Here is a 21693-nt window from a genome sequence, read left to right as displayed (position 1 = left end):
GATTTACGGTTTGTCGGCCTGACGCAACAACTCGGCCGCGAGCTCTTCCGACATCATCTCATCCACGGCCCGTTCACCCGGTATCTTATGGCCTTCGGTCACCCAGTCACCTAAGTCAATCATCCGGCAACGGTGGCAGCAAAACGGACGAAATTTAGCCTCTTTGGTCCACTGCACGGGTTTGTTGCAGGTGGGACATTTTACTTCGGGTGCGGCCATAAACAGGATTTTCCTCAACGCTTTGTGGTCATCAAATCTGTGTGGTAATCAACGCTGTGCTGTTGTCAAAACTTGGCGAGTATGTGCTGGTGGAAGGCCAGCGTCGCTTTCTGCAAGGATTCTAACGAGCTGGTATTGTCTATGATGTAGTCGGCATTTTCCAGCCGACGTTGACGTGGCCATTGTTTGGCCATTATGGTGCGAATAAGCTCTTCGTCATTGCCATCACGGCGACTGGTACGCGCAATTTGCTGCTGCTCTTGGGCATCCACCACGGCGACATAGTCGCACAATAATGCCTGCCCACTTTCAAACAAAAGTGGTGAAACCAATACAGGGTAAGGCGGTGGAGCAGTCTGGAGTTGTTTTTCTATTACTTCCCGAATAGCAGGGTGCGTTACAGATTCCAACCAATGACGCGCATCGTCATCGGGCAATACATGAGCGCGTAACCAGGCGCGGTTCAATGTGCCATCAACCTTCAACGCATCCGGGAAACGTTGGACAATGGCATTAAAGGCCGGTTGTCCCGGCGCCACCACATCACGTGCGATCACGTCGGCATCGACAATGGTTACGCCAAGCGTATCACGCAAATAGTCGCTCACGGCCGTTTTGCCCGAGCCAATGCCACCCGTAAGGCCCACAACAGGTGGTTTGGTCATTAGCCCATCGCCCAAGACATGTAGGTGCTCACCAGCCAGTCTCCCCAGAAAAAGTACACCAGCGCCGCGCCACAGAGGTAAGGGCCAAAGGCGATCGGCAACTGACGATCACGGCCCAACAGCACCATCATACAGATGCCCACGACAGCGCCAACCAAGGATGACAAGAGAATAATTACCGGCAAGGCGGTCCAGCCGAACCAGGCACCAAACGCCGCAAAGAGTTTAAAGTCACCATAGCCCATACCCTCCTTACCCGTGAGGAGTCGGAAAATATGGTAGATCGACCATAACGAAAGATAACCCAGTATGGCTCCGAGCACCGCGGCGTCCAGAGGTGTCTCGGTTATGCCTGTGAGGCTGGCTAGCAGCCCCAGCCACAGCAAGGGCAACGTGATCTGATCCGGTAAAAGCTGGGTATCCAGGTCGATGCCGGTCAAGGCGATTAAGCTCCACAAGAACACCATCCAAGCCAGCACAGCCAAGGAAGGCTCAGTCGCCATGGCAAGGAAAACCGTTAAACCTGCCGTAACGACCTCGACCAGGGGGTAGCGCACGCTGATTTTGTTGGCGCACTGGCTGCAGCGTCCGCGCAATGCCAGATAGCTGAGCAGAGGAATGTTCTCGAACCAACGAATTTGGTGCCCGCAGTGCGGGCAGCTCGAAGCTGGCGTGGAGAGGTTGTAGCGGGTTGGGGTGGGCTGATCAGCCGGTAATTCCAGCACGCTTTTGGCTTCTTGACGCCAGCTTTGTTCAAGCATGATGGGCAAGCGGTAAATCACCACGTTTAAAAAGCTACCTATGCACAGACCAAATAGCAGAGCCAAGCTGTAGTAAAGCATCGGAAAAGCACTGAGAGCGTCAAAGTAGATTCCCATCACATGACCGATCCCATCATGAAAATAGGCATATACATGGCTATGAGAAGGCCGCCCACCACAATGGCTAAAAATGCCATGATGGCGGGTTCAATCAGGGCGGTTAGGGCATCAACCCGGTTATCAACCTCTTCTTCGTAGATATTGGCGGCGCGATTGAGCATGTCGTCCAGCGAACCGGCATTTTCACCAATGGCGACCATTTGCACCAACATGGGTGGAAATACTTTTTGCCGAGCCATACTTTGATTCAGTTCCGTACCGGAGGAGACTTCCTGACGAACCGCTTGAATGGCTTCGGCAAAAACGATATTGCCGGAGGCTCCCGATGCCGAGTTGAGTGCGTCCACTAGGGGGACACCGGCCGCAAAGGTCGTGGCGAGTGTACGGGCATAGCGTGCAATGGCACTGGTGCGTACTAACCCTCCCATGATGGGAGTGCGCACGAGTATGCGCTGGATACGGTGACGAAATGCCAACGAACGTTTCATCCCCAAGTAAAACGCAACGGCGCCACCGATGATGCTGAGTGACATCAGCGCTATATTACTTTGTACCCATTCCGACATCGCCACCACGGTTTGGGTTAACGCGGGAAGGTCGGCGCCAAAGCCTTGAAACATACCCGCGAATACCGGCACCACTTTCCAGAGCAATACGACCGTTACGATAACCGCAAAGATCAAGACAAAAATTGGGTAAGTGACGGCTTTTTTGATCTTTTTCTTCAGGGCTTCGGATTTCTCTTTATAGAGCGCAATGCGCGACAGCATGGTCTCCAAAGCACCGGCTTGTTCACCCGCTTCTGTTAGGTTGCAGTAGAGGTCATCAAAGTATTTCGGATTGTGGCGCAAGGCTTCGGCTAGGGTGCCACCGCTGGATACGCGAGATTTAATGTCCAGCACTAAACGCCGCATGGTTTGTTTACTCACACCGTTGGCGACGATGTCGAATGAACTCATGAGCGGCACGCCCGCACGCATCATTATTGCCATCTGGCGGGTAAATTGTGCAATGTCTTCATTGGTGATCTGGGTGTTGCCGAACGAGATCGGGTCGCGTTGCTTAGCCAGTCTTTTGACCTGAATGCCTTGCTTGCGCAACTCGGCACGGGCCATGGCAAGGCTTTCTTGCAGTATGATGCCCTTGGTGGGTTTCCCTTTGCGGTCGACCCCGCTGTATTCAAAGGTGCTGCTTTTCTTAGCCATGCATTAAACCTGAGTAGTCCATATTGATGTGAGTGGATGACCATTGCATCAGTGATCAACGGTCACTCGGTTAATTTCTTCCAAACTGGTGATACCTTCAGCCGCTTTCAATAACCCTGACTGGCGCAAGCTGGGAAAGCCTTCTTCACGCATAGCCGTATCCAGGTCGATGGCATTGCCGCCCTCCATGATCAAGCGGGCAATACGAGGTGTTACGCGCACCACTTCATAAACCCCTACGCGGCCTTTGTAGCCTTTGGTACAACTGGGGCATCCTACCGGTTGAAACAGGGTGGCACGTTGGATTAATTCGTCATCAAACCCTTGTTCACGCAAGGCTTCGGCAGGTATATCTGCGGGCTTTTTACACGCATTACACAGCTTGCGCGCCAGCCGCTGGGCAATGATCACATTAATGGTGGTGGCCAGGTTAAACGAAGGCACGCCCATATTTAACAACCGCGTTAAGGTTTCAGCTGCGCTGTTGGTGTGCAAGGTCGACATGACCATGTGGCCGGTCTGGGCTGCCTTAATGGCAATGGATGCTGTTTCCAGATCGCGCACCTCGCCTACCATGATGATGTCCGGGTCTTGGCGCAGAAACGACCGCAGGGCGGCGGCAAAGTCCAGTCCCACCTTGGGATTAACGTTCACCTGGTTAATGCCTTCCAGGTTGATTTCAACCGGGTCTTCGGCGGTGGAAATATTCACCCCGTCCTGATTCACAATGTTCAAGCCGGTGTACAGTGAGACGGTTTTTCCCGAGCCTGTCGGGCCGGTGACCAATATCATACCTTGTGGCTTGGCTAACGCCTCCAGGTAGATCGCCTTCTGGTGTTCTTCATACCCCAAGGCATCAATGCCGAGCTTTGCGCTGGAAGGATCGAGAATCCGCAACACAATTTTTTCACCGAACAAGGTCGGTAGCGTGTTCACCCGGAAGTCGATGGCTTTATTGCGCGAAATGCGTAATTTGATGCGCCCGTCTTGGGGCACGCGCCGCTCCGATATGTCCATGTTCGACAAGATCTTTAACCGGGCGGCAATACGTGGGCCAAGCTGAATCGGCGGTTTGGACATGGTTTGCAGAATGCCATCGACGCGAAAACGCACCCGGAAGCTGCGCTCGTAGGGTTCAAAATGCAGGTCGGAAGCGCCTTTTTTGATCGCGCTCAACAGCATTTGCTGAACAAAACGTACTACCGGTGCATCGTCCGTCCCGCCGGCGACCGGCTGCTCCTGGGCATCTTTTTCTGTATCAATGACGTCCAGCTCCTCGAACTCACCATCGTCGAAATCGGTGAGGTCGGTAGCCCCGGTGTCGGCCATTTTGTCGAGCAGTTCACCCAAAATATCGTCTTCAACAATCACCAGCTCGGTACTGAGCCCGGTCGCAAAACGAATTTCTTCGAGCGCCTTGAGCGATGTCGGGTCCGATACCGCGATAAACAATCGGTTGCCACGTTTTACCAAGGGGAGAGCACGGTGTTTTTGCAGTAGCGTTAGGTCCACGAGATCACGTGGTAACTGTTCTGCATCGAAAGCACGTAAATCAAATACTGGTACGCCGAGTTCGTCCGACGCTAACGTCGCCAAGTCGGTGGGGTTGGCCAGGCCGTGTTGCACCAAGTAGGTGATCACCGACACCTTATCCTGTGCGGCTGCTTTTTGTGCATCCAACAACACATCCTGGGTAACCAGATTGTGTTCGGCTAAGCGTTTGTTCATGCCGGAAAAGGTGGTGGTCATGATGCCTGAGTTCTCTGCAAAGTGGCCTTGTTATTGTCGTGGGCGGTTCATCAAACCTGCGTGCACATTATGGCATGGACGGCGCCGAGAAAAAGACCCTTATTCCGCAAAAACAGCGAATGGCTCACAGTTTTGACATTCGGTACTGGTCGTGAGGAAAAAGTTACGGTAGATTGCCAACCATGGATAGGTTAGGCGTTGCGTGTCGCGGTGTCGCCTGTCCACACACCACTTCACTGTTGGAGAAACATAAAAATGAAAAGCATGCAAAAAGGCTTTAGCTTGATCGAATTGATGATTGTGGTAGCGATCATTGGTATCTTGGCAGTCGTAGCGATCCCGCAGTATCAGAACTATACGATTAACGCGAACGCGCGCGCCTGTCTGAATGATGTGCGTAATTTTGCCGCATCGATTGGATCCGTATTAAATGACACGCTACTTGCGCCACAGCCAATTAACCAGCTTTTTCCGAACCAATATCAGGCTGATGGTACTCCCGTGGCAGGTGCTGCAACGGCTTGCAGCTCAATTGTAATTGTTGATGCAGCTGATGCTGCAGTTGCTATCGCTGATGTTGACTTTGGAGACATCGTTCGAGGAACTCCGACCAATCCTGATGCTGCAGTACAGGATGTTGTGCTGTAATTGAGATGCAACGGAGAGCGAGTCGTGTTGATGCGCTAGCTCACCCGCATAGAAAAATCCACCGCCCTTACGTGTTTGGTCAGTGCACCGACCGACACGAAGGGCGTTTTGGTTTGCTCTACCCGTGCTAAATCAAAATTTCCTGACGATTCCAACGGTATATCGTCATTCCGCGCCAGTATCTTGTGTAAGTCCTCGGACGAGACTTCATCCAGCATAATGCGGTCGGCGCCGGCTTCAATGGCTTGCAGGTATTCGGCAAAGGTCTCCACTTCCACGATAATCAACTGACTGGTGCGGAGTGCTTGCGCGCGTTCGATGGCCGCCCAGATGCCGCCTGCCGCCGTGATGTGGTTTTCTTTAATCAGGTAAGCATCGTACAGCCCTAGGCGGTGGTTCTGGCAGCCGCCGACAAATACGGCGTATTTCTGCGCCAAGCGTAGACCAGGTAACGTTTTTCGAGTATCCAGTACGGTAACCCGATGCGGTTGCGCGGCGTTGGCGTATTGGCGTGCCAGCGTGGCAGTGCCCGACAGCGTTTGCATAAAATTCAGGGCCGTGCGTTCGCCGGTTAATAAGCTGCGCGCCGGGCCTTCTAGCGTACACACCACTTGGTCGGGCGAAAGCTCGTCGCCATCCATGCAATGCCAGCGAATATCTACCCGACTGTCCAGTTGTTTGAACACGGTATCCAACCAAGCGCGACCACAAAATACGGCGGCTTCGCGGGCAATGATATTGGCGGTGACGATTTGCTCGGCGGGTACCAGCTCGGCAGTGACATCCCCAATGTCTTCCAGGTCTTCTTGTAATGCAAAAGCGACTGTGGCATCTATGTGCTTACGCAGACGGTCGGCGTAGGGTACGCTGAGCAATTTCATACAATGGGTTTCCTGAATGAACGGTACAGAGGATCTTATGTGATTGGGCTGGCGCTCGTCATCAGTACATTTTTGGTGCGCTGGCAGCCCATGAGCGGGCTAGTGTACCCCATGTCCCAAGGGCTGGTGAAGCTGCGTCAACGTTACCCGTGGTTGATGTTCATCTGGGCGGGGATTGTGTCATGGATGTTGTGGTTTGCGCAGGGCGTTGTTCAAGCGTTGGCGGTAACCTCTGTATTGCTGTTCTTGTTCGCCGGGCAGCCACTGGGGAACGAGATTGCCAACACGGTGGATGAGGGAGCAGAACGCTTGGCACGCAGTATTCGTCGCTATTTTATGCCGTTGCCTTTACTGGCGCTGTTTGGCATCAGTGGTGTGATTGTTTTGTGGTGGTTGCGTTTTGGGGTGTTGCCCTATCGGTCATCGTTGAACCGATGGTTTAATCTCACCACCGCGCAGTTGGCGGGTTTTCACTGGGGGATGATGAAAAAGTCGAAACCGGCGCTGCAGCGCAGTTTGGTGATTTATGGTACTCGTCCTGCATCGTTGTATGACTGGTGCCTGCGGTTTCTCAGTCGGGTGCAGGATGATTTTACGTGGCACGACCTCTGGCGCACCTTTGTCTGGATTCGTTGGCAATGGTGGGCAGTGGCCGTTCTTGCATTATGGTTATTTCATAGCTGATTGAGCTTTCCTATTAGCCGCATTAACGTAGAATCTTTGTCTTCCCGGTGCTTGTGTCGGTAGAATGTGCCCCCATCTATAGCAGCACATTTAATTAGGGACCTTCAAGATTATGGCAACGACCCGACACGTAAAATTATTGATTTTAGGCTCTGGCCCGGCCGGATATACCGCTGCCGTCTACGCGGCGCGCGCGAATCTTAACCCGGTTGTGATCACGGGTATGCAAATGGGCGGGCAATTGACGACCACGACTGAAGTGGACAATTGGCCAGGTGACGTTGAAGGTCTGCAAGGCCCTGCCTTGATGGAACGCATGAAGGCGCATGCCGAGCGTTTTGATACCGAGATCATCTTTGACCATATTCACACGGCGGAATTGCAACAGCGCCCCTTCAAACTGATTGGCGATCAAGCTGAATACACTTGTGATGCATTGATCATTGCCACTGGCGCCAGTGCGCAGTATTTGGGCATGCCCAGCGAAGAAGCCTTTATGGGTAAAGGGGTATCTGCCTGCGCAACCTGTGACGGTTTCTTTTATCGGAACAAGCCGGTCTGTGTGGTCGGTGGCGGCAATACGGCGGTCGAAGAAGCGCTCTATTTGTCAAACATTGCCAGCAAGGTAACGGTCATTCACCGCCGCAATAGTTTCCGATCGGAAAAGATTCTGGCCGACCGCTTAATGGAAAAGGCGCGCACGGGTAACGTCGAGATTCTTTGGGATCATGTGTTGGAAGAAGTAAAGGGTGACGCCATGGGCGTTACCGGCGTGGCGGTGAAAGGCGTTAAAACCGGCGAAGTTAAAGACTTAACTGTGGATGGCGTGTTCATTGCCATCGGCCACAAGCCCAATACGCAGTTATTTGAAGGCCAGCTTGAAATGAAAGGCGGCTATTTAACCGTGCACAGTGGCACCGAAGGCAACGCGACCCAAACGTCCATTCCCGGCGTGTTTGCGGCGGGTGATGTGAGTGATCACATCTACCGTCAAGCGATCACGTCAGCCGGTACCGGCTGTATGGCGGCGCTGGATGCCGAGCGTTATTTGGACGACCTCGCCGCTGAATAGCGGCGTAAAAAACCGTCTTCATTTTTGACGACGGTGGCGTGTTGTTGTGGCATTGCTCTATTGTGGCAAGGTCACGTTCAACTCGAGAATAGAGACCTGCCCTTCGTTCTCGATTTGAATGTTTACGTCGTCTGATTCAATGGGAATGTATTTACGAATAACCGCCAAAATCTCATTCTGCATGGCGGGCAAATAGTCCGGCTGTGTGCGCTGTTGCCGCTCATGCGCGACGATCACTTTGAGGCGCTCTTTCGCGAGCGATGCTGTCGGCGCACGCGAGGTATCTTTAAATAATCCAAATAATGACATAAATCCCCCTGTTAGCCGCCAAACATGCGTTTGAGCAAGCCTTTGCGTTCCACTTCCGTGAAGCGCATTGCTTTATCCTCACCCAGTAAGCGGGCAACCACATCGGCATAGGCTTGTCCGGCCGAACTTTCGGTATCTAGAATAACCGGTACACCCTGGTTGGAGGCGCGCAGCACGGCGTCACTTTCCGGGATAACACCAATCAATTTACTGGCCAGAATTTCTTCCACATCCGCAACGCTGAGCATATCACCACGGCCTACCCGCTCCGGGTTATAACGGGTGATCAGTAAGTATTCTTTAATAGGTGGTTCGTTTTGTTCTGCCCGTCGGCTTTTGCTTTGCAGCATGCCAATGATGCGGTCGGAATCGCGTACGGAAGATACTTCAGGGTTGGTCACCACAATGGCTTCGTCGGCAAAATACATGGCCATCATCGCGCCGCCTTCGATACCCGCTGGTGAGTCACAGACAATGAATTCAAAGTCGGCACTCAAGTCGTTCAGCACTTGCTCAACGCCAACTCGAGTCAAAGCATCTTTATCTTTGGTTTGAGACGCAGGAAGAATAAAGAGGTTGTCACAACGCTTGTCTTTGATCAGGGCCTGATTCAAGCGTGCTTCACCTTGAATAACGTTCACGAAGTCGAACACGACTCGACGCTCGCAATCCATGATAATGTCCAGGTTACGTAAGCCAATGTCAAAATCGATAACGACCGTTTTATGCCCAGCTTTGGCTAAGCCCATGCTGATGGCAGCGCTGGTGGTGGTTTTCCCCACGCCACCTTTTCCGGACGTGACCACAATAATTTTTGCCACTCGGGTGTCTCCTAAAAAGTCACTGCGTCAACGGTCGGGTGTATCCCCGGTAATCACCAGTTGATCGTCTTGAAAATGAATTTGAATATGTTGGGTGGCTTCTGGAAACTGATCTGGCAGCATATAAATACCCGCGATGGCGACCAGCTCGGCTTCCAGTGTTGTGCAGAATATCTGCGCTTTATCAAAGCCGCGCACCCCGGCCATGGCGCGGCCTCGTAATGGCCCGTATACGTGAATGTTGTAGTCGGCCATGACTTCCGCGCCAGCACTGACCGGCGCCATGATAATCAAGTCCGCATCCCGCGCATAGATTTGTTGGCCTGAACGCACCTGCTGTCGGACCACCACGCTGCGCCGCGTATTGGCCGAAATGCGCTTTTGTGGCCGCACGGAGGCATCCGGCGCGGGCAGATCGGCCAGCCCCAGTTCATGAATCACCGGGCGCCATACATCGGTTTGAAATTGCACCGCAAAAGGCACCAACTGCGCTGCACGCACAGCCTGCAACCATTCAGGCAACCAGTCAGGCGGTTGGTCCCAGCCGGGAAAAGCCAAAACGCAGGGCGCGTAGGCCATTGAGCTGTCATCTTTAACCAGTTCATCCAAAGCCGAACACGCGTCGGCAAAACTGCACAGCGGTGCAAGCTGCAACAACGCGTAGGCCGTCATACTGCCTTTCAGCGTTAGGACAGAACGTTGTGGAACAGAAAAAGCTGAAGTGGTCATGCCGCATCCTTTTGATTTGCACCAGTGTAGCGAAAGTCTTTGAGCCTTGTATAGTTCAGTGTCGTGCTTTGCGCCGCGCCATGCTTCGTACTATCCTCAATGCACCTGAACTTTATGCTGGATGTTATGCACAGTACAGAGCGTCATCTACCTATTTTTCCGTTGTCTCAACCCATGTTTCCCGGTTGTCGGCTGCCGTTGCGTATTTTCGAACCGCGTTATTTGCGCATGGTGTCGGAGTCGAGCCGCGATGGCACGGGCTTTGTTATCACTTTGTTGCAAGAAGGGCAGGAGGTAATCCGCTCCGGTCGCCGAGCGGTGGCCTTTCATGATTTAGGGTGCCATTGTCATATTGTTGATTTTGAACAACTGCCGGGGGGGCTGCTGGGGATTACCATAGAAGGGGCTGCCGAAGTGTGGATTGAATCGGCGCATCAGGAAGATGACGGGCTGTGGGTGGGCATAGCTCATCAAGCCGACGTGCTCAGCCTGCCCGCCGATGAACCCTTGGATGACCTGATGGCGGTTATGGCGGAATTGAAGACACACCCGCTGTTGGATAGCTTGGTGCCGGATGTGGCGCTTGAACAGATGTCACCTGAACATATTCTCAATACTCTATGTTGTTGGTTGCCTATGTCGGAGGTGCAGAAACAGGCGTTGTTGCAAGAGTTGGACTTAGCGCAACGATTACGAGGCCTACGGCGCGTTTTGGATGAATGGATGCGCAGCTGATTTTCGGCGGAATTTGCCCTTTATGCTCTTATCTCACGCAGAGGCGGTGTATACTGGGCGCATTCTCAAACCGACAAGATTGGAAACTGCATGAGCGTTGAAAACTACACCCGTTTGGTGGGTCAACAAGCCCGTCAAGCGTCCTCGGTGATGATGACCGCCACAACCGCGCAAAAAAATGCTGCCTTAGAGCACATTGCGCAAGCCCTGATGGCGAACCAAGCCACCTTGCAGGCGGAAAACCAGAAAGACCTCGTAGCGGGGCGTGATAACGGCTTAACCGATGCCATGTTAGACCGTTTGGCACTGAACCCGGAGCGCATTGCCGGAATGGTCGAGGGCCTGCGCCAAGTCGCGGCACTGCAAGACCCGGTCGGAGCCATCAACGGTATGGATTATCGCCCGTCTGGCATACAGGTCGGCAAGATGCGGGTGCCGCTCGGGGTGATCGGCATCATTTATGAGTCGCGGCCTAATGTCACCATTGAAGCGGCAGCCCTATGCATGAAATCGGGTAACGCGGCGATTTTGCGTGGCGGCAGTGAAGCCATTCATTCCAATCAAGCTCTGGCTGCCTGTGTGCAAGCCGGTCTCGCCGCCGCTGGACTACCTGAGCACGCGGTGCAGGTCATTGATAAAACGGATCGATCCATTGTTGGTGAATTGATCCGTATGCCTGAATACGTCGATGTGCTGGTGCCCCGAGGTGGTAAGGGGTTAATCGAGCGAATCGCTAATGACGCTCGCGTCCCTGTGATCAAACACTTGGATGGCATTTGCCATGTGTATGTTGATGTTGAAGCCGATTTAGCCAAAGCGCAAAGTATTGCTGTGAATGCCAAAACCCATCGTTACGGCGTGTGCAATGCGATGGAAACCCTGTTGGTGCACTCGGCTGTCGCAGTGCAGCTGTTGCCATTGTTGGCCCAAGACTATGCCGAGAAAGGCGTTGAATTGCGTGGTTGTGCTGCCACCCAAGCCATTATTGACTGTCTGCCTGCAAGCCCTGAAGATTGGGACACGGAGTACTTGGCTCCCATCCTCGCTATTCGCGTCGTAAATTCCATGACGGAGGCGATGGCCCACATCAACACCCATGGCTCGCATCATACCGATGCCATCGTGACCGAAAACTATACCCGGGCACGGCGTTTTCTGGCGGCAGTCGATTCCAGCTCTGTGATGGTCAATGCTTCAACGCGCTTCGCTGATGGCTTTGAATACGGCCTAGGCGCGGAGATTGGTATATCGACCGATAAAATCCATGCCCGTGGTCCCGTGGGTCTGTTGGGTTTGACCAGCGAAAAGTACGTGGTATTTGGTGATGGTCATATTCGCCAATAGGATAGGTGCGTGCTGAACATTTGGTACGGCGGCACCTTCGATCCGCCCCATCTGGCCCATGAAGCCATCATTGATGCCGCATTGGCGCAGTGCCCGGTGGCTACCGTTTGGTTGTTGCCATGCTTCTTGCCGGTGCACAAGGCGAACCCACAGGTGTCTTCGGAGCACCGTGTCGGCATGCTGCAGGCGATGGTCGATGCGCACCCGGATTGGCGTGACCGGGTGCGCATTGACGACCGCGAATTGCAGTCCGGCGAGGGTGTCTACACAGTGCAGACGCTGCGTGCCTTGCGTGCAGAGTATGGGCCTGATACACCACTGGCCTTTTTGTTGGGTGGCGATTCCCTATGTACCCTCGCGCAATGGCAGGCTTGGCAAGAGCTGACCGCGTTGTGCCATCTGTTGATCTATCCACGGCCAGGTTATGACTTACCCGAAAGCAGCCCTGTGGCAGCATTTCTGGCCGATAAATGGCTGGCCGAGGACAATATCAATACACTGTATACAACGTCTGCTGGCAAAGCCTGGTTGCTGTCAGGCAGACGTTACGATATCGCCAGCCGAAACTTGCGCGCACAAGCCTTGGCGATGCAAACCTCCGTTCCGCAGTCTGTGTTAAACTATCTGCACCAACACTCCTTATATTTTAAACAGTAGAGACCTCATGAATACCGAGCAAAAACAAGCCATCATTACCCAAGCCTTGGACGATGTGAAAGCCCAGAATCTCATTGCCCTCGATGTGCGGGATAAAACCAGCGTCACGGATATTATGTTGGTGGCTTCGGGAACGTCTACACGGCACTTACAGGCGTTGGTCTCGAACGTTGATGAAGAAATGTCGAAATTGGGCATCGAACCCTTAGGGCGTGAAGGCGAAGGTGGCTCTGATTGGGTCTTGATCGACTACGGTGATGTGGTGGTGCACGTTATGTTGCCGGAAACGCGTGCGTTATACGATTTGGAGCAATTGTGGTCCGGGGCTTCACCGACCAAGAATGATTCCACCGCTGATCAGGCCTGATTATGCGGTTACGGGTGCATTCGGTTGCCGGAAAAATGCCCGCCTGGGTGCAGGCCGGTGTGGATGAATACGGTAAACGATTGCCCCGTGAATGGGCGGTTGAATGGGTCGATTTGCCCCTCGCGAAACGCAGCAAGAATGTAAAAACCCTTGATGTTATTGCCCAAGAAACAGATCGTTTGCTGAAGAGTGTCCGTAACGATCATTTGGTACTGCTCGATATATCGGGAAAGAACTGGTCAACGGAAGAGCTGGCCGAGTCGATGGCGGCCTGGCAACACGCAGCGCGAGACGTCAGTCTGGTGATTGGCGGGCCGGACGGGGTTGATGATAGGCTGCGTCAGCGTGCGGATCAGCGTTGGTCGTTGTCACGCCTTACCCTGCCACACCCGCTGGTTCGTGTGTTATTGGCAGAGCAGATCTATCGTGGGTTTACGGTGTTGCAAGGGCATCCTTATCACAAATAATCGCCTGCATAGGCGCGGCACACAGACATGAAGGTATGGTAAAACAACGCTTTAAAGATCATGGCCGGGAACAGATGTTGGTTTTTCGCCGCATGATCGTGGCGTTCGCATTCATTGGGTTGTTGTCCACCATCTTGGCTGCGCGGTTGTTTTACTTGCAAGTGGTTAACCATGATGTTCACGTAGCCCGCTCCAATAACAACCGTATTTCCTTGCAAGCCCTGCCGCCTAATCGCGGCTTGATCTATGATACCCGCGGTCGCTTGCTGGCCGAAAACCTCCCCAACCACCGGCTGAGCATCATTCGTGAGCGGGTAACAGACTTGGATGCCACGCTGGCCCAGGTACGCTCGTTGGTGGAGTTGACCGACGAGGATATAGAGCGCTTCCGGCGACAGCTCGAACGTTCGCGGCGACCGTTTTCGCCGGTACCGTTAAAAGAGGGACTGTCAGAAGAAGAAATCGCCCGCCTCGCCGCCAATCGATATTTTCTCGATGGTGTTACGGTAGAAGCCAGTTTGATGCGCCATTACCCCTACGGCAGAATTTTTTCGCATGCTCTCGGATATGTTGGGCGGATTAATGTCGATGAGCGACGGGTGCTAGATGAAGGACTCTACGGCTCTACAGAATACATTGGTAAAGCGGGCATCGAACGGGTTTATGAATCTGCACTATTAGGGGTGTCAGGCTCGCAAACGGTAGAAATCAATGCACGCGGGCGAATCCTGCAAGTATTAGATCGCACCTTGCCAACCCCAGGGGCTGATGTGCAATTATTTCTCGACATAGAACTGCAACAGGCGGCTTACCGAGCGTTGGATGGAAGGCGCGGTGCGGCGGTTGTCATAGACGTGGAAACGGGTGGCATTATGGCCATGGTAAGCACACCCAGCTTTGATCCCAATTCATTCGTGCGAGGGTTCAGTAATGAAGAGTTCTCGTTATTGAATAACAGCCCGGACAAGCCTTTTCTTGATCGTGCGGCGCGCGGTCAGTACGCCCCGGCATCGACCATAAAACCATTTCTTGGACTGGCCGGGTTGGAAGCAGGTACGACCACGTGGGACACCACCATCAACGATCCCGGTTGGTTTCGGCTGCCTAACGATGACCGCCTTTATTACGACTGGACTTGGCGAACCCGCCGTGACGGTCATGGCGAACGTGTAGGCATGGTGCAGGCCATTGAAGAGAGCAGTAACACATTTTTTTACGACTTAGCGTATCGCACCCAATTAGAAGCGTTGCATGACATGTTGGACGATTTCGGGTTTGGCAAGATCACGACCGCGGATGTCCATAACCCCGCCAGTGGGTTAAATCCCTCGCGTGATTGGAAACGTGAACGCCATGGTTTGCCTTGGTTCGCTGGCGACACGGTAAATTTAGGGATTGGCCAAGGGTTCTTGCTAACCACTCCCCTGCAAATGAGCATTGCTACGGCCGTCTTGGCGCGCGACGGTGAGTGGTTCACACCCCGTTTGATTAAGGACAGCTCGGACCCTGAATTATTGGCGGCTCTGCCTGAACCACCACCGGATGTGGCACTGCGCGATAGCAACCATTGGGCCAGAATGACCGAGGCCATGCGCCGGGTTATCCACGGGCCACGCGGCACGGCACGCCGTCTGGCCTTGGGTATTGACTATGAAATTGCCGGTAAAACCGGCACGGCCCAAGTATTCAGTATTGAAAATTTTGAAGAGTTCGACTCTGAACAAACGGCAGAGCGGTTACGCGACCATGCGTGGTTTATGGGTTTTGCTCCGGCTGATGACCCGAAATTAGCGGTGGCGGTGATCGTTGAAAATGGTGCCAGTGGTGGCGGAATTGCGGGTCCGGTCGCCCGCGAAATTTTCGATCACTACTTGAGTCGTCCGGTGGAAGAGGTGATCGCGTTTGAACATTAAGGGCTACGTCCACCAAATCCCGACCCTTAATCTGTCTAAGCAAGCGTCGTTTGCGTATCGCATGCATTTAGATTTGCCCCTGTTGCTCCTCCTAACCGCAATGATATTGATGGGACTGGTGGTGTTGTACAGCGCAACCGGCGGGGACTGGACCTATATTCAGCGTCAAGGTGTTCGCATATTGGTGGCTTATGGCGTCATGATCTTGGTCGCGCAGTTTGACCCCAGAACGATTCAGCGTTGGGGTGGGGCGGGTTATCTGTTTGGGGTGCTGTGCTTGGTCGGAGTCATTTTTGTCGGGGTCACGGTGAACGGTGCGCAACGCTGGTTGCGAATCCCGGGCGTGATGACGTTCCAGCCCTCTGAAATTATGAAGTTAGCTGTACCGGCCATGGTTGCTTGGTATTTAGCCCGGCACGATCTGCCACCAAAGTTCCAGCATATTGTGCTCGCCCTCGTCATTGTTATGGTGCCCACTCTGCTGATCCTTCAGCAGCCTGATCTTGGCACGTCGCTCTTGATCATCAGCAGTGGAGTGTTTGTGATCTTCCTGGCCGGAATGAGCTGGTGGCTCATTCTCTCCGGGGCCATTGCTGCCGCCGCCTCCTTTCCATTGCTTTGGTTGTTTGTGCTGCGTGATTACCAAAAGCGGCGCATCTTAACGATGTTTAATCCCGAACAAGACCGTTTAGGTGCAGGCTGGAACATCATTCAGTCGAAAACCGCGATCGGCTCCGGGGGATGGGATGGTAAGGGCTTCATGGCTGGTACGCAGTCACAATTAGACTTTTTGCCAGAGAGTCACACCGATTTCATTGTCGCCGTTTTCGCAGAAGAATTTGGGTTACTCGGCATGCTGACGCTGTTGGCCCTGTATCTTGCGATTGCCGGCCGATGCCTGATCATTGCCATCGGCGGGCGTGATACCTACGGTCGGCTACTCGCCGGTGGCTTGACGCTGGTGTTTTTCATCTATGTTTTTGTAAATGTAGGTATGGTTTCTGGCATTTTGCCCGTGGTCGGTGTGCCATTACCGCTGGTCAGTTACGGTGGAACCTCCATCGTAACCTTGATGGCGGGGTTCGGAATCATTATGTCCGTCGCAACTCACAAAAAATTATAAGAGGCAGGTATGCGAAAGTGGATTATTGGGGTAATGGCGATGCTTCCCCTGGCGGTTAATACACAAGCGAACACCGGGTTTCTCAATGACCCGCGGGCGGAAACACTCATAGATGAGTTGGTTGAATACGGGTTAGACCCGGAACAAGTCCGGTATTGGCTGAGCCAAGGCAATTACTTAGAATCCACCACCACGCGAATAGCTGCGCCGCGTGAACAAACATCGACGTACCGTGAATACCGGCCGTTATTTGTGGCCGAGTCTACCATTCGTCAAGGTCGTGAATTTATGGCCGAGCATGCGGATACGTTAGCGCGTGTAGAGTCTGAACTAGGGGTAGATCCACGCGTCGTTGTGGCGATCATCGGCATTGAAACGCGCTATGGTCGCATAACCGGCCGCGACCGGGTGGTGGATGCGCTTGGCACGTTGGCGTTCAGTGATGACCGTCGCAACGACTACTTTTATCGCGAGTTGCGGGCATTATTCCGCATCGCTTATGAAGAGCAAATTGATCCATTGGTTCTGCGCGGCTCCTATGCCGGTGCGATGGGTGTGCCGCAGTTTATGCCGTCCAGTTATCTGGCCTACGCGATTGATTTCAGCCAAGACGGTAAACGTGACATTTGGGATAACCCCGTCGATGCCATCGGCAGTGTGGCAAACTATCTGGCGGAGCATCGGTGGGAACCGAATGGCCCGGTTGCCATGCGGGCCCGTGTGGTGGGCGATTCCTTTGAATCCATTGTTGCCAATACACGTTTGCAGCCTCACTCAACCATTGCGGAAACCGCCGACCACGGTTGGTCTCCCATCCATCCTGTGGCCGATGATCGCGCCGTGTCGACGTTTCGTTTGGACGGTGAACAGGGAGCTGAATTCTGGTATGGCTTTAATAATTTATATGTGATCAGCCGTTACAATCGCAGTCTCAGTTATGCGATGGCCGTACATCAATTAAGTTTGGAGTTCTGATTCTATGCGTGCGCTGGCTTGGGGTATCAGCAGTATTACGGCTTTTTTGCTGGTCGGCTGTGCCGGGCAATACTCCTCCATCGATCAGCAGTATCGTCAACCTACCCAAACACAAAGGATTGGTGGCGATACGGCGGGGGGACGGTATTCTATTGCACAGGACAGGCGCCCCTCGCGAACCTTGACCGAAGCCGATGTGCCGGATGTGGTGCCCGTGTATGAACCACCGTCACGCGGCGGCAATTCGGACTATACCATCGGCGGCGTGCGTTATCGGGTGATGCCGTCAGCAGAAGGGTATCGCGAAGAAGGCGAAGCCTCCTGGTACGGTGAAAAATTTCACGGGCATACCACGTCCAACGGTGAAATTTATGACATGTACCAGCTCTCAGCGGCCCATACGCGCTTGCCGCTGCCGACCTATGTTCGGGTAACCAATTTAGCCAACGGACGACAAACCATCGTGCGGGTGAATGATCGTGGGCCTTTCCATGGTGATCGAATTATTGATTTGTCCTATGCGGCTGCCGTTCGGTTAGGATTTGCAGACCAAGGGGTAGCACGAGTGCGCGTGGAAGCGTTAGCACGCAGCGAGCATGCGTCCGTGCAAGAGAATCCCGGCCGCTACTGGTTGCAGTTTGGTGCTTTCCAGCAAGAACGGGGTGCCACGGCTCTCAGTCGGCAGATTCAGGCTGAATTGGGTCAAAATGCCCGTGTCGAGCAGGAAAGCGGTGTTTTCCGCGTCCGCATGGGACCACTCACCATGGCACAGGCTGAGCAGCTTCAACGCGACTGGCAAAGTAAAGGAAACGATAAGCCGCTATTATTCCAACGCTAACAGCGTTCGGCCTGCTGTAATCTCTGTTCAGGCTGTTAAAATACGTCACCATTTCGTGCTCCGGCACAGGATCAATCAGGTCAAAATTCATAGTTATGATGAAACAAATTTTTTCTGCATTATTGGTGTTATGTCTGTCCGGCGCGGGTTTTGTGCATGCCCAAACCAGTCCTTTGATCGTTCCTGCGCCGCCCATGGTGGCCGCCAGCTCCTACATTATGATTGATGCATTCAGTGGCCGGGTGTTGGTAGAACATAATGCCGATGAACGTTTACCGCCTGCGAGCTTAACCAAAATGATGACGGCCTACATCGCTGAAACCGAACTGGCCGCCGGTCGTTTGCAGCTCACCGACCAAGTGCGTATCAGCGAAAAAGCCTGGCGTACCGGTGGATCTAAAACCTTTGTTTTGGTGGATACCGATGTCGCGGTTGAAGACCTGATGCGGGGCATTGTCATTCAGTCGGGCAATGATGCTTCTATCGCCTTGGCCGAACACTTGGCGGGCAGTGAAGATAATTTTGCCACCGTGATGAACCAATACGCGCAACGCATGGGTTTAAGCAATACTAATTTTGTCAATGCCACAGGCCTGCCTGCAAACAACCATTACTCGACGGCGCGCGATATGGCCATATTGGCCACGCATAAGGCGTTGGATCATCCACAGTATTATCAGTGGTACAGTGAGCGTGAATTTACCTTCTCTGGGATTACCCAACCGAACCGCAATACGCTGCTGTGGCAGAATCCGTCCGTCGACGGTTTAAAAACGGGACATACCGAAGAAGCCGGATATTGTTTGGTGGCGTCCGCTGTTGAAGAAGGTATGCGTCTGATTACGGTGGTGATGGGTACATCGAGCAACGCGGCGCGTATTCAGGAAACCCAAAAGCTGCTGTCCTATGGGTTCCGCTATTTTGAATCGAGCAAGGTTCAGGATGCGGCAACCTCTCTGCACGCCGGGAGAATTTGGGGTGGCGAGGTCGATGAAGTCGCCTTGGGTATTGCTGAAGACCTTTACGTCACCGTGCCGAAGGGCTCAGCAAACTCGGTCCGTACCGTATTGGAAGTCGATTCCCAGTTGGAAGCGCCGGTACGTACTGGCCAAGTGCTGGGCGAATTGCGCGTTCTGCAAGGTGAAGAGGTGTTAGCCGTCCGTGAGCTGATAGCGTTGCAAGATGTGGAACGTGGTGGTTTCTTCAAGCGTATTTGGGATTACATCACTCTGTTTTTCATTGGTATTTTTAGTTGAGTGACGTTATGAGCCAACCTGAAGCCCCAAAAATCGTATTTCCGTGCGCCAACTACCCGGTCAAGGTCGTTGGCGACCAAGGTGAATCCTTCAAAAACGATGTTTTTTCCGTATTAGCCGGTTTAGGCATCGAGCATTCCACCACGCGCATTCGTGAAATGCCCAGCAAGAATGACCGGTTCGTCGCGTTAACGATACCGATTACCGCAGAAAGCGAACAACAACTGAGTGACTTGAACGTAGCATTGCGCAAGTTGCCCTCGGTAAAAATGGTCATCTAATGACAGTAGCGCTGCCAGTGCCTGTAGTGCAACGATTAGGTCAGGTGGATTACCCGACCACGTTAGAGCGCATGCGTGATTTTACTTTGCAGCGTGATGAAAGCACGCCAGATGAACTCTGGCTGCTCGAACACGCGCCTGTATTCACGCAAGGTCAGGCGGGAAAGGCGGAGCACTTACTCGCGCCGGGCGATATTCCAGTAGTGCAGGTTGACCGGGGTGGGCAGGTGACCTACCACGGGCCAGGGCAATTCGTGGCCTATACCTTGATTGACGTTAAGCGGCGAGGCATGGGTGTCCGTGATCTCGTTAACCACCTCGAAAACTCCATCATTGAGGTGCTCGCGTCCTATGACATTGAAGCCTACGCGAAACCGGATGCGCCGGGTGTCTATGTGCAAGGCGACAAAATAGCGTCGCTCGGCCTACGCATTAAGAAAGGGCGGGCTTATCATGGCTTGGCGTTGAATGTGGATATGGATTTGTCACCCTTCTTGCGCATTAATCCATGCGGATATGCGGGTATGCGGATGACGCAGATAAAAGATTTAACCACCACGCCCGTGTCCGTCGATGACGTTGCAGAGCGCTGGCTGTCAGTTTTCTTGCGTCGATTGGGCTAGGTATCGGCGGCCGTTGTGCTTTCGGGGTGTGCCACCGGCGCTCCACGGCAGGCCGGGAGTCGCGCCTTGAGGCACACGCCCTACGCCCATCGGCGCGACAGGGCAGCCGCTAATAGAGTAGGGGCCAAGCATGATCGGACCGTTAAGCGTCATGTATCAGTAGAACTATAACACCTGAACCGTTGGGATCAGACTTGGATCAACAGTTACCGGCACATCAGCTGGAGTTGCCAAGCCCAAGTTGTTCTTCTCGAATACCCGATCTGCCCGGTAGCTCGAACGTACCATCGGGCCAGACGGCACTTCCATAAAACCCTTCGCTAAACCGACTTCACGATAGTAGGCAAACTCTTCCGGCGTTACCCAACGCTGTACCGCCAAATGGTTTTTCGTGGGACGTAAATACTGACCCAAGGTGACAATATCAACACCGATGGCTCGCAAATCATCGAAGGTCTGAAAGATCTCCTCGTCGGTTTCACCCAAGCCCACCATGATGCTGGTTTTGGTGATGATGTCCGGTCGATGCTTTTTCGCATGCGCCAAGACCTTCAGCGTTTTATCGTAACCCGCCCGGATATCGCGCACTGGATGCGTCAACCGGCGTACCGTTTCCACGTTTTGGGCAAACACTTCTAAGCCGGAATCTACCACGCGTTCAATGTGCGCTTCTACGCCGTCAAAGTCCGGCGTCAGGGCTTCTACCACCACCTCTGGCGTGCGTGCTTTGATGGCAGACACGCAGGCTGCGTAATGGCTTGCACCACCGTCGGGCAAATCGTCACGGTCTACCGACGTTAACACGATATAACGCAGGCCCATTAACTCGACAGATTTCGCTGTGTTCTCGGGCTCATCGTGGTCGAGCCAACCCTTAGGATTACCGGTATCGACCGCACAAAATTTGCACGCCCGTGTACAAACGGACCCCATGACCATAATGGTTGCGGTGCCATTGCTCCAGCATTCACCCATGTTCGGGCAATGCGATTCCTGGCATACGGTGCTCAGTTTGTGTTCTTTCACGTTACGCCGCACGGCTTCAAAACGCTCGCCACCGGGCATTTTGGCGCGCAGCCAAGAAGGTTTCCGGCCCAGCGTATCGGCTTCGGCTGAATGCGACTTTTTAACGCCGTCTTTAATGGCTGCAATGCCTTGGGCGTTACGAAATTTGTGACCACTGGAGATGCGCTGTTTACCGTCACTCATCAAAAGACATGCTCGCTACTGTCGGTGGGGTGGGGGAGTGTA

At 53.4% G+C, this 21693-nt stretch carries 24 protein-coding genes and 1 pseudogene; 15 read left to right on the top strand and 10 right to left on the bottom strand.

What is annotated here, in order from left to right; translation table 11 throughout:
* Positions 1-3 precede the first annotated feature (3 nt).
* The 5 genes from yacG to pilB form a co-directional block, all read right to left on the bottom strand.
* Positions 4-219: a DNA gyrase inhibitor YacG gene (gene yacG / locus ACFOSD_RS01100; RefSeq protein WP_380694503.1), complete on the bottom strand. Its 216-nt coding sequence runs from the start codon at positions 217-219 to the stop codon at positions 4-6.
* 65 nt (positions 220-284) lie between these two features.
* Positions 285-884, bottom strand: coding sequence for a dephospho-CoA kinase (coaE, locus tag ACFOSD_RS01095; protein ID WP_380694505.1), 600 nt, complete (start codon positions 882-884; stop codon positions 285-287).
* Positions 884-1762, bottom strand: coding sequence for a prepilin peptidase (locus ACFOSD_RS01090; RefSeq protein ID WP_380694507.1), 879 nt, complete (start codon positions 1760-1762; stop codon positions 884-886). Before ACFOSD_RS01090 ends, coaE begins: the two co-directional genes overlap by 1 nt.
* Positions 1762-2970, bottom strand: coding sequence for a type II secretion system F family protein (locus tag ACFOSD_RS01085; RefSeq protein ID WP_380694509.1), 1209 nt, complete (start codon positions 2968-2970; stop codon positions 1762-1764). Before ACFOSD_RS01085 ends, ACFOSD_RS01090 begins: the two co-directional genes overlap by 1 nt.
* Positions 2971-3018: 48 nt before the next feature.
* Positions 3019-4719 (bottom strand): type IV-A pilus assembly ATPase PilB, encoded by a 1701-nt coding sequence (pilB, locus tag ACFOSD_RS01080; protein WP_380694511.1) that lies wholly within the window; start codon positions 4717-4719, stop codon positions 3019-3021.
* Between the two features lie 255 nt (positions 4720-4974).
* Here pilB and ACFOSD_RS01075 point away from each other — a divergent pair.
* Positions 4975-5080: pseudogene (locus ACFOSD_RS01075) on the top strand (pilin); the annotation flags it as partial.
* Between the two features lie 322 nt (positions 5081-5402).
* Here the strand turns inward: ACFOSD_RS01075 and nadC are convergent.
* On the bottom strand, positions 5403-6248 hold the full coding sequence (gene nadC, locus ACFOSD_RS01070; RefSeq protein ID WP_380694513.1) for a carboxylating nicotinate-nucleotide diphosphorylase: 846 nt from the start codon (positions 6246-6248) through the stop codon (positions 5403-5405).
* A 3-nt stretch (positions 6249-6251) separates the two neighbouring features.
* Here nadC and ACFOSD_RS01065 point away from each other — a divergent pair, with 3 nt between their 5' ends.
* Positions 6252-6932, top strand: coding sequence for a hypothetical protein (locus ACFOSD_RS01065; RefSeq protein WP_380694515.1), 681 nt, complete (start codon positions 6252-6254; stop codon positions 6930-6932).
* Positions 6933-7044: 112 nt separating this feature from the next.
* Positions 7045-8004, top strand: coding sequence for a thioredoxin-disulfide reductase (gene trxB, locus ACFOSD_RS01060; protein WP_380694517.1), 960 nt, complete (start codon positions 7045-7047; stop codon positions 8002-8004).
* Between the two features lie 57 nt (positions 8005-8061).
* Here the strand turns inward: trxB and minE are convergent, their stop codons facing one another.
* From minE to minC, 3 genes are read right to left on the bottom strand one after another with little or no spacing between them, the layout of a single operon-like run.
* Complete coding sequence (gene minE, locus ACFOSD_RS01055) at positions 8062-8313, bottom strand: cell division topological specificity factor MinE (protein WP_380694519.1); 252 nt, start codon at positions 8311-8313, stop codon at positions 8062-8064.
* Between the two features lie 11 nt (positions 8314-8324).
* Complete coding sequence (gene minD, locus ACFOSD_RS01050; protein ID WP_380694521.1) at positions 8325-9134, bottom strand: septum site-determining protein MinD; 810 nt, start codon at positions 9132-9134, stop codon at positions 8325-8327.
* A gap of 27 nt (positions 9135-9161) precedes the next feature.
* Entirely contained in the window at positions 9162-9863 is a 702-nt protein-coding gene (minC, locus tag ACFOSD_RS01045; protein WP_380694523.1) for a septum site-determining protein MinC, read from the bottom strand.
* Positions 9864-9962: 99 nt separating this feature from the next.
* Here minC and ACFOSD_RS01040 point away from each other — a divergent pair, with 99 nt between their 5' ends.
* The 12 genes from ACFOSD_RS01040 to lipB all read left to right on the top strand — a co-directional run bounded on the left by ACFOSD_RS01040 (position 9963) and on the right by lipB (position 20442).
* On the top strand, positions 9963-10598 hold the full coding sequence (locus ACFOSD_RS01040) for an LON peptidase substrate-binding domain-containing protein (protein ID WP_380694525.1): 636 nt from the start codon (positions 9963-9965) through the stop codon (positions 10596-10598).
* Between the two features lie 90 nt (positions 10599-10688).
* A complete protein-coding gene (locus ACFOSD_RS01035) occupies positions 10689-11942 on the top strand; it encodes a glutamate-5-semialdehyde dehydrogenase (RefSeq protein WP_380694527.1) in 1254 nt (417 codons plus the stop codon).
* Between the two features lie 9 nt (positions 11943-11951).
* Positions 11952-12599, top strand: coding sequence for a nicotinate (nicotinamide) nucleotide adenylyltransferase (nadD, locus tag ACFOSD_RS01030; protein ID WP_380694529.1), 648 nt, complete (start codon positions 11952-11954; stop codon positions 12597-12599).
* A 7-nt stretch (positions 12600-12606) separates the two neighbouring features.
* Positions 12607-12966, top strand: coding sequence for a ribosome silencing factor (rsfS, locus tag ACFOSD_RS01025; RefSeq protein ID WP_380694531.1), 360 nt, complete (start codon positions 12607-12609; stop codon positions 12964-12966).
* Positions 12967-12968: 2 nt separating this feature from the next.
* Positions 12969-13433: a 23S rRNA (pseudouridine(1915)-N(3))-methyltransferase RlmH gene (gene rlmH, locus ACFOSD_RS01020; protein ID WP_380694533.1), complete on the top strand. Its 465-nt coding sequence runs from the start codon at positions 12969-12971 to the stop codon at positions 13431-13433.
* 35 nt (positions 13434-13468) lie between these two features.
* Positions 13469-15346 carry a penicillin-binding protein 2 gene (gene mrdA / locus ACFOSD_RS01015; protein ID WP_380694535.1) on the top strand — a complete coding sequence of 626 codons (1878 nt, stop codon included), beginning with the start codon at positions 13469-13471 and terminating at the stop codon, positions 15344-15346.
* Between the two features lie 61 nt (positions 15347-15407).
* Positions 15408-16469: a rod shape-determining protein RodA gene (rodA, locus tag ACFOSD_RS01010; RefSeq protein WP_380694537.1), complete on the top strand. Its 1062-nt coding sequence runs from the start codon at positions 15408-15410 to the stop codon at positions 16467-16469.
* A gap of 9 nt (positions 16470-16478) precedes the next feature.
* Positions 16479-17444, top strand: a complete 966-nt coding sequence (mltB, locus tag ACFOSD_RS01005; RefSeq protein WP_380694539.1) for a lytic murein transglycosylase B — start codon at positions 16479-16481, stop codon at positions 17442-17444.
* A 4-nt stretch (positions 17445-17448) separates the two neighbouring features.
* Positions 17449-18282 (top strand): septal ring lytic transglycosylase RlpA family protein, encoded by an 834-nt coding sequence (locus ACFOSD_RS01000; RefSeq protein WP_380694541.1) that lies wholly within the window; start codon positions 17449-17451, stop codon positions 18280-18282.
* 95 nt (positions 18283-18377) lie between these two features.
* Entirely contained in the window at positions 18378-19538 is a 1161-nt protein-coding gene (locus tag ACFOSD_RS00995; protein WP_380694543.1) for a D-alanyl-D-alanine carboxypeptidase family protein, read from the top strand.
* Between the two features lie 8 nt (positions 19539-19546).
* Positions 19547-19819, top strand: a complete 273-nt coding sequence (locus ACFOSD_RS00990) for a YbeD family protein (RefSeq protein WP_380694545.1) — start codon at positions 19547-19549, stop codon at positions 19817-19819.
* Positions 19819-20442, top strand: a complete 624-nt coding sequence (lipB, locus tag ACFOSD_RS00985; protein WP_380694547.1) for a lipoyl(octanoyl) transferase LipB — start codon at positions 19819-19821, stop codon at positions 20440-20442. The genes ACFOSD_RS00990 and lipB overlap by 1 nt, the downstream gene beginning before the upstream one ends.
* A gap of 165 nt (positions 20443-20607) precedes the next feature.
* Here the strand turns inward: lipB and lipA are convergent, their stop codons facing one another.
* The gene (lipA, locus tag ACFOSD_RS00980; RefSeq protein ID WP_380694549.1) at positions 20608-21651 is read right to left on the bottom strand and encodes a lipoyl synthase; all 1044 of its coding nucleotides are present in this window, start codon (positions 21649-21651) and stop codon (positions 20608-20610) included.
* Between the last annotated feature and the right edge of the window lie 42 nt (positions 21652-21693).

Source organism: Salinispirillum marinum, from assembly GCF_042650105.1.
Lineage (GTDB): Bacteria > Pseudomonadota > Gammaproteobacteria > Pseudomonadales > Natronospirillaceae > Salinispirillum > Salinispirillum marinum.
The sequence above is the reverse complement of the archived record's forward strand: the minus strand, read 5'-3'. Positions and strand labels throughout refer to the sequence as shown.

Coding starts and splice junctions, on each gene's coding strand:
- trxB (WP_380694517.1), top strand. CDS start 7,045: ATGGCAACGACCCGACACGTAAAATTATTGATTTTAGGCTCTGGCCCG.
- ACFOSD_RS01090 (WP_380694507.1), bottom strand. CDS start 1,762: ATGGGAATCTACTTTGACGCTCTCAGTGCTTTTCCGATGCTTTACTAC.
- ACFOSD_RS01040 (WP_380694525.1), top strand. CDS start 9,963: ATGCACCTGAACTTTATGCTGGATGTTATGCACAGTACAGAGCGTCAT.
- pilB (WP_380694511.1), bottom strand. CDS start 4,719: ATGACCACCACCTTTTCCGGCATGAACAAACGCTTAGCCGAACACAAT.
- rlmH (WP_380694533.1), top strand. CDS start 12,969: ATGCGGTTACGGGTGCATTCGGTTGCCGGAAAAATGCCCGCCTGGGTG.
- ACFOSD_RS01035 (WP_380694527.1), top strand. CDS start 10,689: ATGAGCGTTGAAAACTACACCCGTTTGGTGGGTCAACAAGCCCGTCAA.
- mrdA (WP_380694535.1), top strand. CDS start 13,469: ATGGTAAAACAACGCTTTAAAGATCATGGCCGGGAACAGATGTTGGTT.
- ACFOSD_RS01085 (WP_380694509.1), bottom strand. CDS start 2,970: ATGGCTAAGAAAAGCAGCACCTTTGAATACAGCGGGGTCGACCGCAAA.
- rodA (WP_380694537.1), top strand. CDS start 15,408: ATGCATTTAGATTTGCCCCTGTTGCTCCTCCTAACCGCAATGATATTG.
- ACFOSD_RS00990 (WP_380694545.1), top strand. CDS start 19,547: ATGAGCCAACCTGAAGCCCCAAAAATCGTATTTCCGTGCGCCAACTAC.
- ACFOSD_RS00995 (WP_380694543.1), top strand. CDS start 18,378: ATGATGAAACAAATTTTTTCTGCATTATTGGTGTTATGTCTGTCCGGC.
- yacG (WP_380694503.1), bottom strand. CDS start 219: ATGGCCGCACCCGAAGTAAAATGTCCCACCTGCAACAAACCCGTGCAG.
- rsfS (WP_380694531.1), top strand. CDS start 12,607: ATGAATACCGAGCAAAAACAAGCCATCATTACCCAAGCCTTGGACGAT.
- coaE (WP_380694505.1), bottom strand. CDS start 884: ATGACCAAACCACCTGTTGTGGGCCTTACGGGTGGCATTGGCTCGGGC.
- lipB (WP_380694547.1), top strand. CDS start 19,819: ATGACAGTAGCGCTGCCAGTGCCTGTAGTGCAACGATTAGGTCAGGTG.
- minE (WP_380694519.1), bottom strand. CDS start 8,313: ATGTCATTATTTGGATTATTTAAAGATACCTCGCGTGCGCCGACAGCA.
- mltB (WP_380694539.1), top strand. CDS start 16,479: ATGCGAAAGTGGATTATTGGGGTAATGGCGATGCTTCCCCTGGCGGTT.
- ACFOSD_RS01065 (WP_380694515.1), top strand. CDS start 6,252: ATGGGTTTCCTGAATGAACGGTACAGAGGATCTTATGTGATTGGGCTG.
- ACFOSD_RS01000 (WP_380694541.1), top strand. CDS start 17,449: ATGCGTGCGCTGGCTTGGGGTATCAGCAGTATTACGGCTTTTTTGCTG.
- lipA (WP_380694549.1), bottom strand. CDS start 21,651: ATGAGTGACGGTAAACAGCGCATCTCCAGTGGTCACAAATTTCGTAAC.
- nadC (WP_380694513.1), bottom strand. CDS start 6,248: ATGAAATTGCTCAGCGTACCCTACGCCGACCGTCTGCGTAAGCACATA.
- minC (WP_380694523.1), bottom strand. CDS start 9,863: ATGACCACTTCAGCTTTTTCTGTTCCACAACGTTCTGTCCTAACGCTG.